General features: G+C 45.2%; 9 protein-coding genes. 5 read left to right on the forward strand and 4 right to left on the reverse strand.

Going from position 1 to position 15,695, the window contains the following annotated elements; all coding sequences use genetic code 11:
• Positions 1 to 99: 99 nt before the first annotated feature.
• Genes MgSA37_RS18740 through MgSA37_RS18750 form a run of 3 tightly spaced genes read left to right on the forward strand, consistent with a single transcriptional unit; the run spans position 100 to position 6,769 of the window.
• A complete protein-coding gene (locus MgSA37_RS18740) occupies positions 100 to 3,948 on the forward strand; it encodes an SIR2 family protein (protein WP_096354065.1) in 3,849 nt (1,282 codons plus the stop codon).
• 56 nt (positions 3,949 to 4,004) lie between these two features.
• Positions 4,005 to 5,813, forward strand: a complete 1,809-nt coding sequence (locus MgSA37_RS18745; RefSeq protein WP_096354067.1) for an OLD family protein — start codon at positions 4,005 to 4,007, stop codon at positions 5,811 to 5,813.
• Positions 5,813 to 6,769 carry a hypothetical protein gene (locus MgSA37_RS18750; protein WP_096354068.1) on the forward strand — a complete coding sequence of 319 codons (957 nt, stop codon included), beginning with the start codon at positions 5,813 to 5,815 and terminating at the stop codon, positions 6,767 to 6,769. The genes MgSA37_RS18745 and MgSA37_RS18750 overlap by 1 nt, the downstream gene beginning before the upstream one ends.
• 18 nt (positions 6,770 to 6,787) lie before the next feature.
• Here the strand turns inward: MgSA37_RS18750 and MgSA37_RS18755 are convergent, their stop codons facing one another.
• Entirely contained in the window at positions 6,788 to 8,647 is a 1,860-nt protein-coding gene (locus tag MgSA37_RS18755; protein WP_157750638.1) for a DUF4365 domain-containing protein, read from the reverse strand.
• A 22-nt stretch (positions 8,648 to 8,669) separates the two neighbouring features.
• Here MgSA37_RS18755 and MgSA37_RS28335 point away from each other — a divergent pair, with 22 nt between their 5' ends.
• Together MgSA37_RS28335 and MgSA37_RS18765 are read left to right on the forward strand one after the other, a co-directional pair.
• Positions 8,670 to 8,807, forward strand: a complete 138-nt coding sequence (locus MgSA37_RS28335; protein ID WP_157750639.1) for a hypothetical protein — start codon at positions 8,670 to 8,672, stop codon at positions 8,805 to 8,807.
• A 317-nt stretch (positions 8,808 to 9,124) separates the two neighbouring features.
• A complete protein-coding gene (locus MgSA37_RS18765) occupies positions 9,125 to 9,724 on the forward strand; it encodes a hypothetical protein (RefSeq protein ID WP_096354072.1) in 600 nt (199 codons plus the stop codon).
• A gap of 163 nt (positions 9,725 to 9,887) precedes the next feature.
• Here MgSA37_RS18765 and MgSA37_RS18770 read toward each other — a convergent pair whose 3' ends face one another.
• From MgSA37_RS18770 to MgSA37_RS18780, 3 genes are read right to left on the reverse strand one after another with little or no spacing between them, the layout of a single operon-like run.
• On the reverse strand, positions 9,888 to 13,259 hold the full coding sequence (locus tag MgSA37_RS18770; protein WP_096354073.1) for a DEAD/DEAH box helicase: 3,372 nt from the start codon (positions 13,257 to 13,259) through the stop codon (positions 9,888 to 9,890).
• Entirely contained in the window at positions 13,256 to 14,170 is a 915-nt protein-coding gene (locus tag MgSA37_RS18775) for a Hachiman antiphage defense system protein HamA (RefSeq protein WP_157750640.1), read from the reverse strand. Before MgSA37_RS18775 ends, MgSA37_RS18770 begins: the two co-directional genes overlap by 4 nt.
• 39 nt (positions 14,171 to 14,209) lie before the next feature.
• The gene (locus MgSA37_RS18780; protein ID WP_096354077.1) at positions 14,210 to 15,676 is read right to left on the reverse strand and encodes an alpha/beta hydrolase; all 1,467 of its coding nucleotides are present in this window, start codon (positions 15,674 to 15,676) and stop codon (positions 14,210 to 14,212) included.
• Between the last annotated feature and the right edge of the window lie 19 nt (positions 15,677 to 15,695).

The raw sequence follows: 15,695 nt of genomic DNA on the forward strand, positions 1-15,695 counted from the left end.
TGAATTTCCAGCAAATAACTTCGGATAAAACTTGCACAACCCGCGTCCAATTATCTGTGTGCATACCGTCGTTTTTTGTAATTTAGGTTTTTTTTCCAAATGAACTCAGCTAAACCAGATTACCTTAAGCAGCTTAAAGATCTGCGCAACAAATTGGCCTCTGACCAAATGTCTTTATTGGTCGGTTCCGGGCTAAGTAAAAATGCAAGTACAAAATTCCTTACGTGGGACGAATTATTGATCGATCTGGCCTATGAGCTTAACGAACGCCATGTCAATTCAGCGTTTGACCGGTATACTGCAATGCATCCAGTCGTACCGCTTGAAGAAGCTGATTTTAGAAAACAAGAGTGCCTGCACTTGATCCGGGAGCAAGGATATCTGGAAATCGTTTCTGCCTATATGAAACGCAAGGCTATACCCGAAAGCATTACGACCTATATCGAGGAACGCATACCGGCAGTTTACCCTAACGGTGATGAATTTATCATGGATTGCAACGGCGTTACAGAACCGTTGGGAAGGGAAAAGCTGGCTTTACATAAAAGCCTGATAAATGATCTGCCGTGGAATAATATTTATACCACCAATTATGACGACCTGCTCGATATTTGCATCGACAATTCACGTTATGATCGTTTGCAGAGCGAGATCCACCAATTGGAGGAGGAGATCACACCGCTCGAACAGAATATTCGGAAGAAAGAAAAGACGGTTGAATCCCTCAATCAAACGCCGCTTAAGCCGGAGGTGGAAGAACGTGAGCCTATACCGATTGAAGGACTCGAACCAGTGACGCACGATGCCATGGTCAAAGCGGATCTGCAGACGCTGGCTTTTGAAATTCGTCAATTGCAGAGCAGCCTCCAACAAAAAGAGTTGCTATTGGCTGAGAAAAACCGCGAGGCCGAAGACTGTTATCAGGTGGTGAAAACAGCGGCTGGATTGCGCATAAAAAAAAGAAAGAACATCATCAAACTTCATGGCTCGCTACGTTCAGCAAGCGAGCGTGAGCGTTTCCATTTCGAATTTGATGGCGACCATAAAAAACAGTACGTCATATCTAAAGAGGACTACGAAAATTATCCCAAAGAACATGAAGCTTTTACCCAGCTGATGCGGATATCACTATTGCAGGAATCCTTTTGCCTGATCGGTTTTTCCGGCGTTGACCCCAATTTTCTGCAATGGATCAACTGGGTAAGGGACATTTTATTTAAAGCTGCCCGCTTGCACAGGAACGATAACCGGTACAAAATATATCTAATCGACACCGGGGAAGGCGATGTCCCTGCGGATAAACAACTTTTTTATGAGAACCATAATATTGTCCGTATCCCGCTGCGCGACCCCGACGTGATAAAAGTTTTCACGCAGGATCTGGGGGCCGACCCGATGATCACCGACAGGGCATCTGCCATCCAGGCCCTGATCAGTTTTTTGGGTAATGACGACCATATCAAACCGGATATACCGACAGCCGATATTTCAGTTCGGCGCGAACACCGGCAGCTTTGGGATGGCCTGCGCATTTTTGATCCAAACGAGTTGCCGGAAGAAGAGGCCATCGCCCCCATGCTCGGGCGTTTAACCGCACTCAATGAGCATATCTGGTTACCCGACCTGAGTTACGCCTCTACGCACAATCAACATTCCCTGCTGGGTTATATCAATTTCGAGAATTGGAACCGGCAGCTGCCGCAACGGCCACTTTTGCGCCAGTTGGTTATTTTAGCCTTAAAGGATATGGCGGTTCCTATCCGGAGCTTCCTGGAGATGCCAGTGATCGAACAGTTAGCAGCGCAACCGGAGAACAAAGATACGGTGGAACAGGCGATCAGCCGGAATGATGCCTTATCTGCCGTCGAAGAACGGCGGCTTTTATCCGAACAGGATACCCTGTTGCAACTGGCTTATACCTTCCAGTTTACGAAGTTAAAAACCTATTTGGAAGAATGGGCGCCTGGCGGACGGCAGCAAATCATCAAAGCGGGCTTCCTGGCCCTATATGACAGGCAGGCCGCGGGCGACGGTTTAGCACAGGCGCTGGCAAAGGATAGTATCAATAATGGCGAGGAAAAACTATATGCGCTGGAGCAGCTCCACCACATAACGCAGCCATTTCTGTTAAGTGATAAAAGGATCTCCCGGCAAATACTGGCTTACGAGCGTTCGGGCTACCACGGCCTGCAGAGCCGGATGGATGACCTGCAAAAACTGGTCGCGAAAAAAGCACAGGAAATTAAGCCTTACGGGGAAAACCGGATGAACAGGACGCGTTCGCTGAGGCTTTCCAAACACAGTGAAGCGGAAGCCGCCGTCCAAATCCTGATGTTACTTGCGGAATCCGGATTTCAAATGTCAATCCGTAATATCTACCTGCTGTCTTCAGAGGATTGGTACCCGGTGATGAAAGCCGGATTTGAGTTTTATCCGATGCCGTTTTTATTTTACAGCCTTCAATATTCCAAAAAGGAATTTCTAAAAAAGGCCGGACAGGATTATGCCTTCTCGACCGCGGCAAATGTCAGCGAACAGCTGCCCGCCATCTGCTGTGCCTTGTTCAAAAACCTTAAGAGCGCGCCTGTAAGTTATACGGACCACATCCAGGTGTTTCTTTCTACGCTAATTATCGGGGTCAGCCCTGGCATCTGGCAGCACGATTTCTTTAAATGGTGGCGGGCTTTGGTAAACGATGGTATTGCCTATCGCAAAGATCATGTAGATACGCACCCTGGTTTGGTGATCGCAGCGATTCAATATGTAGATGATCCGCATATTATTGAGCAATTGATCAGCGATTGGCTGAAAGCCGTTCTTGCGGGCGAGGTTGATCAGCCGATCAACTTTTTGTATCATTTAAACAAGAACTTGGGCTTTAAGGCTGTACAGGACGGAACTCAGCTATCGACGACGCTCGGCGGCCAGATCGATGCGGTTATTGCAGGCATTGACACCGCGAACATATCGAGGATATTTGTATTAGGGAACCTTTTCCGGCTACTGACGCCGGAACAGCAAACCGCGATCACTTCACGGTTGATGACCGTCGATTTTCAGGAGGTAAGTAATGCACGTATCTGGCGCATTCTGCTTCATTTTGCAAATGGGCAGCCGATACTCGACGGTTACATGCGAAAAGCGCTGCTCAATCACCGCAACCTTTGGTATACCGGCATCAATGGCAACCAGATCAGCGGCGGCCTCAACGATGAACCTATTCCTGTTTCCAGCCTGTCATTTAGTGAATGGCGTCCTAACGGACTGCAATGGGACGATAGTGAATTGGAACTGCTTTATAGCGGCTTGCAGGCAAGTCTGGCAAATATTGAAAGGTTGGCACCTGCACCTGATTTCTGGTTTACCTTTACGCCGGTGCTGGAAGAAATGGTCGATTTTTTAAAAGACTTCATATCCAGGATAGCGAGCTATGAAGGCTACGAGGACACACTTGCAAGGGCAATAGCGCAGTTAAACATTCACCGGAAGTATACGGAGCTGGAGGAAGGCCTGACGAGCCGCGATGAAAATGCGGTAGAAACAGCCTTGCATGAACTTGACCTTCGGGTCTATAAAGACGCTTTTGAAAACGATAACGTCGTCCTGGTCATGAATAAAATACTTTTGCAGGCAGAACCGGCAGTGGAAGCGTCGCTTGGATTTCTCACCAGCTGGCTTTTTTATAAACGATACCCTAATCGGTTCCGTGATCAGGAATCTTTATTAGTGCGCATACTTCGCAAGTATGAATTGCAGCCACCGGATGGCGGGGACGTCGCCTATATTGAAGAAAAACTGGTGCGCATTGCCTGGCGGCTTCATGCATGGCAATGTGCTGACCCGGTTGTTAACCGCTGGCTCGAAAAAGCAGCGGCTTCCAGGTTCAATAACGTGCGACAATTCTTAGCATCTGTGCGTGGCGGCGATGAAAATACGGGAATGGAATGATGTGGTTTGGTTATATCGATCCGCCAGCCTTTTCCTATCTTTAAATTTCTATTTATATGAAGATTGCAGCAATTTATATTCCGGGAGGTAATTTACCGATAATCTTTGGCGACGGGCATAAGGAAGTCACCATTAACCTGGGTGGCCGAAACTTGTACCAGTTCAACAACAAGGAACTGGTTTCGGTAGCCGAAAACCGTTATTATATTGACGACCTGCTGAGCAGCGATATTCCTCTGTTTTCTTGCATAGTGGGGAATAATGGTGGCGGCAAAACAACTTTGCTGCAATACATCGCCAACGCTTATTATTGCACCTATGTACTCGAGGAACAGGATGGTGCCTATGAGCTGACCCGGAATATCGAGAAAATACACCGCATTTATTTTACGCCATACCTTAATTACCATTCACTGGATGCGGCCCGTAACAACTACAAGGACCTGACTAAACTAACGCTGCTGAAACTGGATAACCACGGCGACAGCGGCCTGCTGGATGATTTTTTAGAGGCCCATAATTCTGAAAACACCAAGCGCTGGATCAAATTCAACCATTTTTATAAGAACCGCCAATTTACCAAGATCGCTTTGCCGGTTTTTAATGAGGTTACGCTAAGCCTGGCGTATTTTGATACGAGCACCCATAAGCCAGATAAATTTCATGACACTTCCTATCAGCTGCGGCCTGCTATTACCCTAATCTATGAAAAGATCAAGCAGGAAGCTTCTGAACGGGAAATACAGAAGGGCGAGCAATTCAAAGGTAATATCCGGGATGAAGAAGCCAAAATTTTAACATGGTTAATACGTTTTGAATATGACCTGTATGAAACGGCTTTAGGGAAATTGGTCTCGCTTTTTGAAAGGGCCGGTAACCATTACCTGGAGGAGGGCATCATTCCTGAAGATTTTGAAGAAATGATGGCCAACCTGACGGTTCGTGAAGCTTTTCAATGGTTCCTGGGAAATGCAGGGGTGTATGCGGATAGCGAACAATACCTGTTTGCCCAGCATTTAAATTTGCTGGCCCTTGTAGATTATGTGCACTCGCTCATAACTGCCGAAACGATGACTGAAAATTGGCGCAGTATTGTGATCAGCGAAGCTCAGGCTTTACGTGTGATTCAGTTGTACGACGCTTTCAACACTTCTTTTATCGGGGAGTGGTTTAATTTTGATACCCAACCGATGTTTAAGTTCAAGCCGCACATCAACGTCAGTTCCGGGGAGCAGTCGTTTTTAAATTTGTTCAGCACGCTTTACGATCATGCCGAAAACATCAAAACCGGTGTTGATATTGACAGGTATTCCACCAATTCGCTGGAGGGTATCGGAAAGGACATCCTGTTACTACTTGACGAGGGTGACAATGCCTTTCACCCGCAATGGAAAAAGGAGTATGTAAAATACCTCCGTGAGATCATACCCATCATTTTCGAGGGTTATCAAATACAGATCATCATCACTTCCCACGACCCACTGACTTTATCCGACCTACCCAAAAATAACGCGGTGTTTTTGGAGAAAATTGACCAGGTAACAAAGATCGGCAATTCCGGGTCTAAAAGAACGTTGGGTGCCAATATCGCGGATTTATTGAAGGATTCATTTTTTATGCAGGATGGACAGATCGGCGCTTATATTGCCGAAGTGATCGACTTCATTATTGAGGATATTGCCGCTGGTCGTCTTTCGGAGCAAAGGCAAATCGCCATAGAACGGATCATCTACTGTATCGACGAACCCATTATTAAATTTAAACTGGCGGAAATGTTATCCGAGGCATTAGGGGATAAAAATTTTGAAGCGCGCCTGATCGATGATGAGATCCGCAGGCTTCAGGAAAGAAGGAGGCAAATCTGATGTTTTATATCGATCAAACGACACCGTCATTTATAAACGCCAGGGATGAACATTATACCAATGTCCGGTATGTGATCAAAAAGAAATTGCTGGGTAAAAGGTTTACCGAGGCACATCCGAAAGGCCTGGATAAACGTATAGATGAGGTAACGGGCATCCATTCAACCGTGGCTGCTTTTCTTAATGATGAAACAAATCTAAAAGACCTGCTGATTGGTACGCCAGATGTGCTGAACCAGTTCAAGAAAAGGTTTATCAGTAAGAAAGCGATTGCCAGTATTAAGGCACTTATCCGTTATGATGCCTTTATTGATAAAAGCGCCGATAAAACTTTTGGATTTTATAATGGCTACCATCTGGCGGAAAATTTAGGGATGCAAACGTGTATCTATTGTAACCGGCTCTATACCCATACGATCATTACCGAAAACCGGGAATTTATAGCCCGGCCTACCTTTGACCACTGGTTCCCGCAAAGCAGCTACCCCCTATTAGCTTTGTCATTTTATAACCTGGTTCCCAGTTGCAATGTCTGTAACAGTAGTATTAAAGGCGCATCGCCCCTTGCATTAAAGGATATTTTTCATCCTTATTTGAGACATCCCGACACCGATAAATTGCTATCCTTTAAGTTTTCCTATACGCTGGAAGATCACCTGGCGGCTAAAAGCAAGATCATTTCCGGTAATGAATTTACGAACAATAGTATTAAAGCAATGAAGCTAAAGGAACTCTATTCAGGCCACCTGGATGAGATCAGGGAGTTGATCTACCTTAAAAAAGCCTATTCAGCCTCTTATATTAATTCCTTGAATTCCATTTTAAAACTAACCCTTTCCACAGATGAGATATACAGGCTGGCCTTTGGCGTTTTCCTTGATGATGAACATTTAAGCAAAAGGCCGCTAAGCAAACTGAAAAAGGACGTTTTAGCCGAATTGGGTATCATTCCTTAATTTTTCGTCATGAGGTTTCTAATAGGTGTCCCTTACTTCTTCTTTGCTTTTAAAAAACTCCTTCAGCTTTTTTGTTATTTGCTTATTGATCAGGCTGTAGGTTGGTGAGAGCTCAAACAGGAAATCCAGGGTTTGCACGCCTACCGACAGGATCTTATAGTGTACCCCATTGAGGTCACAATCCCATTTATCCATTTCAAACCTTTCTTTCCGGCTGACCGGGCAAGCCGGATCGCTTTGCTTAAAGAAATAATTTTGGGGTAGTACTTCCGTAGCCGCATTGAGCTTATAGACCTCCAGGAAAGGTTGGTTAGTCAGGTCGTCATCAAATACCAGCACGTAAAAGATCGTGTCGAAATGGTCGAAAAAGTTCAGTTCCTCCTGTAGATGCCGGAAATTGTGGTAAACATACTTTTGATATAGCCGGGTGAAGTTTTTGAAAAACAATTCCAGATTAGCGAAAATGGCGGGCCTGTTCCACGCGGCCCAATTGAATTTCATATTGATTTTTGGCCCCATTTCCGCATGGTAGACCCTTACCGCATTTTCTTCGCCGGATTGCAGCAACAGGTCCAGGTAATAATAGATCAGTTCGATATGGTACAGTTCCGAACTGATGGTCACTTTAACAACGGGTACAAAATCCGTTTTGAGCAGGCTAATTGCAGCCTCTTTACGTTTGGTCAAATTAGGGTGCAGCCTCGTGTTCTTGGTACCGTCAATGTTATAATTAAATTCTTTAACCCAATCAGCGAAGTTGTGACTTTGCGCGACCTCCACCGGCAATACCTCTCTCAGTATAAAATTTAACTGCTTCAAAGCATAGGTGTTTTGTTCTGGCTCGAAGCCCAAAGTCACCCAAAATGAATCGATGAAGCTGATTAGGTATTCATGCGCGATCACGGGGTCATTGATCGGGAAATTGTATTTTCCCATAATGCGGAAAAACTCTGATTTGAGTAGGGAGTAACTGAGCGCCAGGGGATTAGTCCGGATATTATTTTGGCTGATATAGGCTGCATAACTCAGTATGGTCCCATCAAATAAAGCTTCATGACGCTTGAAAAATGAGTCGGGCGCTAATTCCCGGATGATCGGATCGTTACGTCCAATATCCAGCGGGATCAATACAAAGGCACAGCGATCCATCGTATAGGATGCGATGCCGATGCCTATTTTCCAGTAACGGGTGTATAAGGTTTGCTTGAGTACAGCAAACTCTGTTTCCAGTATCGTATTATAATGATTTAAAAAGATGTGTATTTCCGCCAGGGCTTCCGGGCTTAAGGTGGATGGACGCAGACCTTCTTCCAATACTTCTAGTTTGGTTTCCAGTAATTCTTTATCTTGCAACAATCCATTATAGCCTTTCACCTTTGTCCGGGCCACCTGGATCAGTTTTTCCCACGCCGCTAAATAGGCGTGATTTTGCCCGTCGATACAATTTTCATAAGGAATTTTAATGTTTACCGTTTCGCCGTTAATCCTTTGGTCGGCATCTATGATTACATCCTCATCTACAGAAATCCAAAAAGCTTTTTTTTGTGCGTTATTGACCGCGACCAGGATAACCGGGAGTATACTGTCACTGCAATATTTCAGGAAATGTTTAGCACATTGATATTTTGGTGTAATCAGGTCATCATCCGCCAATGTTTTAAGCTGTACTTCGATTTTTCCGATAGGGTGCTGCTGTTGATCAGTTAGTTCTATATGCCCGTCTGTATTGGGGTATTTGTCCATTACACGAAGATCAGGCTTTACATAAACCGTACTGAGTAAAGATTCGAAGGTTATTTTAGACTGTAATTCCGTTGGCGAGGTTTTAGGGTAAGGCGCCGGGAAACTATCTATTATCGGTTGATCATCATTTTCCATCGTAATTATATGCAATAAAGATATGAAATCATTTTTAGTCCAGGTTTTTTTGGGCATTGCCTTTGGCCTGCGCTGTCCGCTGTATCTTTTTTTCCTAAAAAAGGATGCCGCTTTCATCGCTAATGCGGCCATGCCTGCCGGTCAGGTCTGCTCTCGCTGACCAAACCGCAGGCCGCACAGCAAGACCCAGCCTGCCGTATTCCAGCCGCACAACCCAAATCGGTCCGTACCGCTGCGCTATACTAGCCGATTTTACGCGCCCATCCGGAAGGCAGGGACTTGCTTTTTTGCCCTTATGTTTCGGTTGACTTTTGCTTCGATCAAACAGTCTTTCCAAACCATTTCAGTTTTTAACAGCAAAGGTAAAGCCCCCTGCGCCGCCGTCAAGGGTCTATGAAACCCCGCACAGGCCGGGCCCTTGACAACTGCGCACCGTGCTTTTATAACCCCTGCATTAAAAAACTAAAATGTAATGTTATGGAAGGCCTGGTATTAAATCTTCAATCAAAAAATCAAATCACCGATTACATCGCCAATAAGCATTTTATGCCTTATGCAACCGGTATTTTTAAAGAAATGCTGAATGCTATTGAAACCAGTGACCAGGCACAACTGGACTGGTTCCGCAGTTTCGGTGAATCGTTCATGGAAATTACAATGAATGTACATGCCTATCGTAAAGGGTTGGAATTCGGATTTACTGAAATCAGTTTTGACAAATACGGATGGTTTACGAGACCATCGTTTTTAGATACAAAAGAACTGACCTTTGGTGATACCAGCCGTTACGGAAACCATAGCCTGATCTATCTCGGCAGAGGTCAAAACCATATTTGGACCTACGGCATGAATTACAGCTTTGGCGTTGCAGGTGGCTGCTACGGCCTGTCCGTTCACGGCAAGCAATTCAAATGCGGTCAAGAAACTTTGAGCTATGCTCTAAATGAACTAATAACCATGATGACCAAAAAGATCGGCAGCACTGACACCACCAATGATAAACAACCGGTCATCCTTGCAACTTTGCGTGATATAGAAAAAGCCATGCTTGAGATGGTGCAACTGACGCTATTTTAGACAGCGTATTTTCCTTGCTGAAAAGAAATCTGTAGCATGGAAGTAAAAGGTCATTTCCAGGCAAATACTTTTACAACTTTATTAAACGATGATTATGAAAACGGTTTATTTTCCCAAATCCATGATGGAAGGTACGATAATAAATTGTTAGGGTCAAAGATAATCATCGTTTATGCCTGTATACCCAAATATCTTTTCTCTTAGAAAAATAGCCATCAAACCGGTTAGTGACTGACCATAACGTACTATCTTTTGAAGTCAGTAGTGAAACACGCTCACTATAATCAGGGGAAACCAGGTATAGGGTTTGGTCGTCAACAGATCTGACCAATAACACATCGGTTTCAAATTCCTTTCGAAGTCTGAGGTTATTAATTTTCTCCCTTCTACGCGGCTTATAATTTTGCGCTTCATTCGCGAAATTACTAAGCCATGCATGGGTCAATGGCTTTTTTGTTTCATCGATAAGGTTTTCCGTGTTTTGGAGCAGCAACTCGCGCAATTCATGGATTTTAATGTCATCCGATGTTTCTGATAACACGTCGGTGCTCTTAATCTCCATAGCGGCGCTACGCGAGCGGAGACCAGACAAATAGATTTTTGCGCTAACCAGATCAGGTAAGCCCATTTCGGCGGAAATGGCTAATTCCTCGAACACACTAGCTCGCACCTCGTCGTCACCGCTTTTGCATTTGTTAGCAAATGCGCCCATAACCCAGGTAATGGTATAAGCATAGTAATTGTTGCAGGCTTTTACCGCATCATCAATATCTTTTAAAAGCGAAAGGGATTTTCCGCCAATCCAAACGGAACGGATCAGGTCGTATTCAGCGGCTGTGAATTTAGGCGTCCCATTTGACTTTAGGATGGGCTGAAAAGGAGAGGATGGAAATCCGACAATGATCTGCTCTAATTCCTTTAGTAAATCAAGCTTGTCATCGATTTCCATATCCGACAACAGATACAGGTCGCACAATTCCAGTGCATCCTCGAATACCTCGTCCAGTTTTATAGCCGCCGCAAGTGGCAACCCGGAAGAAACCAGCCCCAATCTGCGCCCTTCCTCCGGCACCACAATTTCTTTTAGTGATTTCAAACGGGCCTTTAAAAAGTCAAAGACATTATCCTGGCTGATTCCTTTGAGATCATCAGCCTGGATATAAGCTAGCGTATTTCGCAAGTGATCATCAAAATCTTCCTGATCTCCTTCCAGGCGAATGTCAAGGGATAGCAAAGTGTCGTCCAGCCAATCCATGATTTCCAAAAACTCCTGGTCAAGCCTAACCCCGGTTGTAACCAGTTTTCTTTTCCGGAACCCACTGAATTTATTCTCAGCGATTAGCCCCAACAAAGTTTCAAAATCAACATCGGCCTGTTTCGCAAGGTCTTTAACCCTTTTGATTTGGATAAGTACACCACTAAGTGCGTCATGCGGTTCATTTTTTAGGTAAACCTCGGCTTGTTTTCGGTCGTCTACAGATCCCACAGCAAACAATATTTTACCCTCAACATCCTGGAACGCCCTACCCGCTCTTCCAATGACGTTCCAGACTTCGCTATTGGTAAGCTTTGTTTGCTTTTTTCGAACAGCATCATAATATTCGATGTCTGCCATGATAGCTGTACTGACGCCCAGGTTAACCCCTTGGCCCAAAGTCGTAGTAGCCACTATAATTCTGGGTTTGGCATTCCTCATAAGTTTTTCCAGTACCAATCGTAATTCCTTGTTCAGGTCGCCTTTGTGGCATAAAATACCATGTTTTGCAAATTCCAGAATCTGATTATTTTCGGCAGATTCATATTCTTTACAAACCAGTTGGAGCTCCAACCATTCCGGACAGTCCTGCCAATCGAAAAGCTCTTCATCGTCGATCAGTTTTAATCCTTTCAACAAAGCTTTTGCATAAGTATAAACGCTAACTGCCCTCGCTGTAAAAAGAAGCAAGGACTGCTTGTTATCACTTAACTTAAGGGCTGTCAGTGCTACCGCCAATGCCTTGTCATTTGGCAGCGTTAATCCTCCTTTCCGCTTTGAAGTAAAAGGCCGGATAAATCCTGGGTTAAAACTTTTTTCTTCACCAAGCCATTCGAGACTAACACTATGATTACGATAGATCATCAAACCCAGGCGCTGCCTCGCCAGCCGTTCTTTTCCCTCGGCACAGGCTTTTTCATCCCCGCAAAGCCACTTCGCTATAGTGCCGGCATTAGGTAATACTGCCGAGAGCAAAACTAACTTACCAGAGTTACGGGATAATAACAATCTGATTTCCTCGATGAAAAATTCATTAATAACGTTCCGTCGTTGTTTACCTAACAAATGGCCTTCATCAATAATGACCAATTTGACCGCATCAAAAATGTGCGCATTCCCTCTCAATATGACCTTGGCCTTTTCGGGTGTGGCAATAAGGATACTGGCCTCGTCCAACACCAACTGATCAATCTTGCTGAATTGGCCGGTGCCATATAACTGAGAAACCGAAAAATTCAACGGCTCAAAAAGGGATTTAAACGACACTTCCACTTCATAGGCCAAAGACCTGTACGGCGCAAGATAGAGAACCTTTGCAGCAGCATCTTGGGAAAGTATTTCCAGTGCAGCTATAGCTGCAATCTGGGTTTTTCCTGAGCTAGTCGGTAAGCTTACTACAGCTCCCTCAGGCGACAAAATTTTAGGCAATGCCGAGATCTGCGCGTTAAAAAGCTCTATAATGGGTTTTGCGGCAAACAGTAAATTATGTACGTAGCTTTTTTTCGTGCTGAAAATATCGTCAGTGATCTGCTCGTTGATAGTAGCCCACAAAGAACTGGTCTCAAAGCCTGTGGCAATGATCCGAAACAATCTGACCACCCACCAAAAGGATGGCTCCCGTTCAATACTTAGCAGCTCAAGTAAGTCCTTTAAAATATCTATGGCCTTTTCAAGGCTATCGGCTTGGCCGGAAAAAAGATAATCCATCAACATTGCTACAGACCTGGCAAAAAGAATAATGGGAATTGAGTTTTCACGTTCTTCTTCTTCGAAAGATTCTGCGTAAGTTCCGGAGTTAATCAGTATGCGGTTTAAAACAATGCCCACTTCATCAAATCTTTTCCGTAAAAACGCGCTAACAAGAACTGCGACATCGGTATCATACTTTTCAATACCCCTGAGAATAATGTAGGCCTTTGAATATTGGCTAGATGCATAATAGGCTAATCCGCAAGTTAATATATAATAAGGACTCAGTGAGGACCTGTTAGCTTCCGGTGAATGGTTATATTCCAAAAATTCCGCCCCTTTTTCTAGGCAACGGCCAATAATTTCGGATTGCATATTATTTTCATAAAGGGTACAGCCGATGTTTAAATAATAAAATGCCAGGCTGTCTGAACCAAGGTCCAGGTTGGTTTCCAATGTTCTGGGGAAGTTCTCGCGCGATTCATTAACCCCAAAAAGTATATAACGGGCATTTGCCCTTGCAAAGAGGTTTTGCGCGTCGCCATCTCTCTCCAAACGGTTAAAGTTTTCTATAGCTCTGTCCTTATTCATTTGACAGCGGCTTTAAGAAGTTTATAGGCCTCATCAAAAGTTTTGTCCACGATCTCGTCAGGGTCGTCTATTCCCAACGATAGTGCTACCAAGTTAGGATTGGTGGTCTTTAAATAATGGTCGAGTTGCTGCCCCGCGTCCTGGCCTCTGTTAGTGGATTTAGTGCTTATGATCAGGCCGACATTTATCACATTAACTTTTCCCGTGATGAGCTCATATAACAGGTCATCGATTTGTGCTGCCATATTCTCATCCCCTATGCTCGTAAAATGCTGTGAAATAAAAGGGAGAGAAATTGGTAATTTCTTGGCGCCTTCCAGATTTTTAATCATCTCCTTGATTGCTTTGTTATCCGGCGATCTACCACGAAATTTTGCTTCCCCCACAATTACCTTGCTGGTAAGATCTTTTACGTCAAATAGTAGGCAATCATCCCCCTTGATAGCTTGGTCTACATTTGGATTGTAAGTCAGTTTAAAAGCCAGCAAGGATAAGCCACTGGTAACCTGTAAGTAGTTCGATAGGATAACCTCCGCGGTGTTTCCGTTTCGAGTGTTTTTTGCTTTCGGAAAATAAGTTTGCGTGTCTAAATATTCTTCAAAAGACTTAAGCTTGTATTTTTTTAATATCTCCTCTTTTCTTTTTTTTGCCCTTTCAAGCTTTTTCGGGTCTACATGATGGTCTAATAGATACTTAGCGATACTCTTAATAGCTAGGCCTCGTTTCCCGGTAACTTCGCTAAGTTTACGATGTTTTTTGTTCAGATCGGCGGCAGGAACAGCTTCATCCACAAAGTCGAGCCACTCGGCAAAAAAGTTAGGCTTTGCGGGGTGCTTACCAATCAAAATTTCTTGTGGAGTAGGCATATAAGTAAGAGTCTTTAAAAAAATTAAATATAATAATTTATCCAATTCACATTTCTTGCGTAAAGGTGTTAATCTACGTTGAATTTATTGAAAATCCCAATAGTAACGGTCACCTGACACGCGCCTGCGGAGGTTTCTGGCAGCAGGATCATGTCCGTGCCTAGTCGCCGCGAAGATATCGTGGATCAAGGGTTTGCTCTCCGCAAAATAGCCATGCCCTAAGAAATCAGTCGTCTCCTGCGAAGCGTCAACCGTATCGATCCCAGGAAAAACGGCCAACTGCTTCCCGGCCGATCCTGCCCTTTGAATGTTCCCGTGAATACCGGTCGAAAGCTGGAGTGCTTTATCATGCGCGGACGTATAAAGGGTCACCTGCTTGCCGGCATGGGCGATCTTCGGCGCGATATGCTTGACAAACACCTCGGCGTCGATATCCGGCGCGGCCAGGATGATCTGGTTGAACTGGAACTGCTGCGTAAAACCCTGGTCGGCCAGCGATCTCAGCGCATCTGTTAGAAACCGGTTGCCCATACTGTGCGCGATCAAATGGACACGCTCGGCGCCCGTCTCGGTCCTGATGGCCTTGATCAGTTCAATTATGTTATCGATCGAATAGCCCGTGGACGTAGCTTCGTCGGCGGTATACTTGAAAACGCTTTTACGCGAGGGCCAGCTGTAAACGACCGGCGCCCCCCGGAACCCGATGTCCGCGGTGATCTGCGCGGTTCGCAGCACGCTCTCGGTAAATCCGACATTGAAGCCGTGGATGAATAGGAGGGCGTCCTTCTCCGGCGAGCCGCCGACCTTTTCGGTTATCTGCGCGAGAAAGTCATCGGGCTTGAGTTGGTCGGTACGCTTGACCGACATATGTAAAGTGTCATTCGTATACAGGCCGAAAAGATACCATGGCGGAAGCGGCAATTCGCCCTTTTTGCGGTTACCCGGCACGTTGACCTGGCATACCCCGAATTCAAGGTCACCCCGCTTGTTCGTATAGGCTATTTCACCGCTTTTATTTTGTTGCCTGGCGCGATCTGTAGCGTAAAATACATCTACCAGGGTGTTTTGCGGTTCATCGGCCCTTGCGGTCAGCAACTCATCTCGCGGCGGCTGGGCGAACGATTCATTGGCCGAATATTTCTGCTCGACGAACTGGATCTTCGCCCTGATCTCCCTGATCTCATTCCGGCTCGGCCGCCTGACCGGTACCATATTCGGCATTAACCGGCCGCTATCGGTTACCCGCTCGATCCGGCTCTCCAGCAGGTCGATCCGCAGGTCAGCGGCTTCGTCCGGTTGCGCCAGTGTTTGCCAGTCAGACAGGATATTCTGTCCGGCATCACTATGAACGGAAATGATCACCGTCACTGCTTCGGATAGGTTTTGGATGCGGAGCGCGATGGACCTTTCCTGGTAATTACGCAATTCATAGACATAGATGCGGTGACCTGCCACCACTTCGGTCTGCAAACCGACATTTTCCCCATTTAGCGACACGCCGATCAGCTGGCGCTCAACGGCCTTGAATTCGAAGTAAATGCGGTAGTTCATGCGTAACGGATTAGTTCAT

The sequence above is a fragment of the Mucilaginibacter gotjawali genome (assembly GCF_002355435.1).
GTDB lineage: Bacteria > Bacteroidota > Bacteroidia > Sphingobacteriales > Sphingobacteriaceae > Mucilaginibacter > Mucilaginibacter gotjawali.

Coding starts and splice junctions, on each gene's coding strand:
- MgSA37_RS18740 (WP_096354065.1), top strand. CDS start 100: ATGAACTCAGCTAAACCAGATTACCTTAAGCAGCTTAAAGATCTGCGC.
- MgSA37_RS18745 (WP_096354067.1), top strand. CDS start 4,005: ATGAAGATTGCAGCAATTTATATTCCGGGAGGTAATTTACCGATAATC.
- MgSA37_RS18750 (WP_096354068.1), top strand. CDS start 5,813: ATGTTTTATATCGATCAAACGACACCGTCATTTATAAACGCCAGGGAT.
- MgSA37_RS18755 (WP_157750638.1), bottom strand. CDS start 8,647: ATGGAAAATGATGATCAACCGATAATAGATAGTTTCCCGGCGCCTTAC.
- MgSA37_RS28335 (WP_157750639.1), top strand. CDS start 8,670: ATGAAATCATTTTTAGTCCAGGTTTTTTTGGGCATTGCCTTTGGCCTG.
- MgSA37_RS18765 (WP_096354072.1), top strand. CDS start 9,125: ATGGAAGGCCTGGTATTAAATCTTCAATCAAAAAATCAAATCACCGAT.
- MgSA37_RS18770 (WP_096354073.1), bottom strand. CDS start 13,259: ATGAATAAGGACAGAGCTATAGAAAACTTTAACCGTTTGGAGAGAGAT.
- MgSA37_RS18780 (WP_096354077.1), bottom strand. CDS start 15,676: ATGAACTACCGCATTTACTTCGAATTCAAGGCCGTTGAGCGCCAGCTG.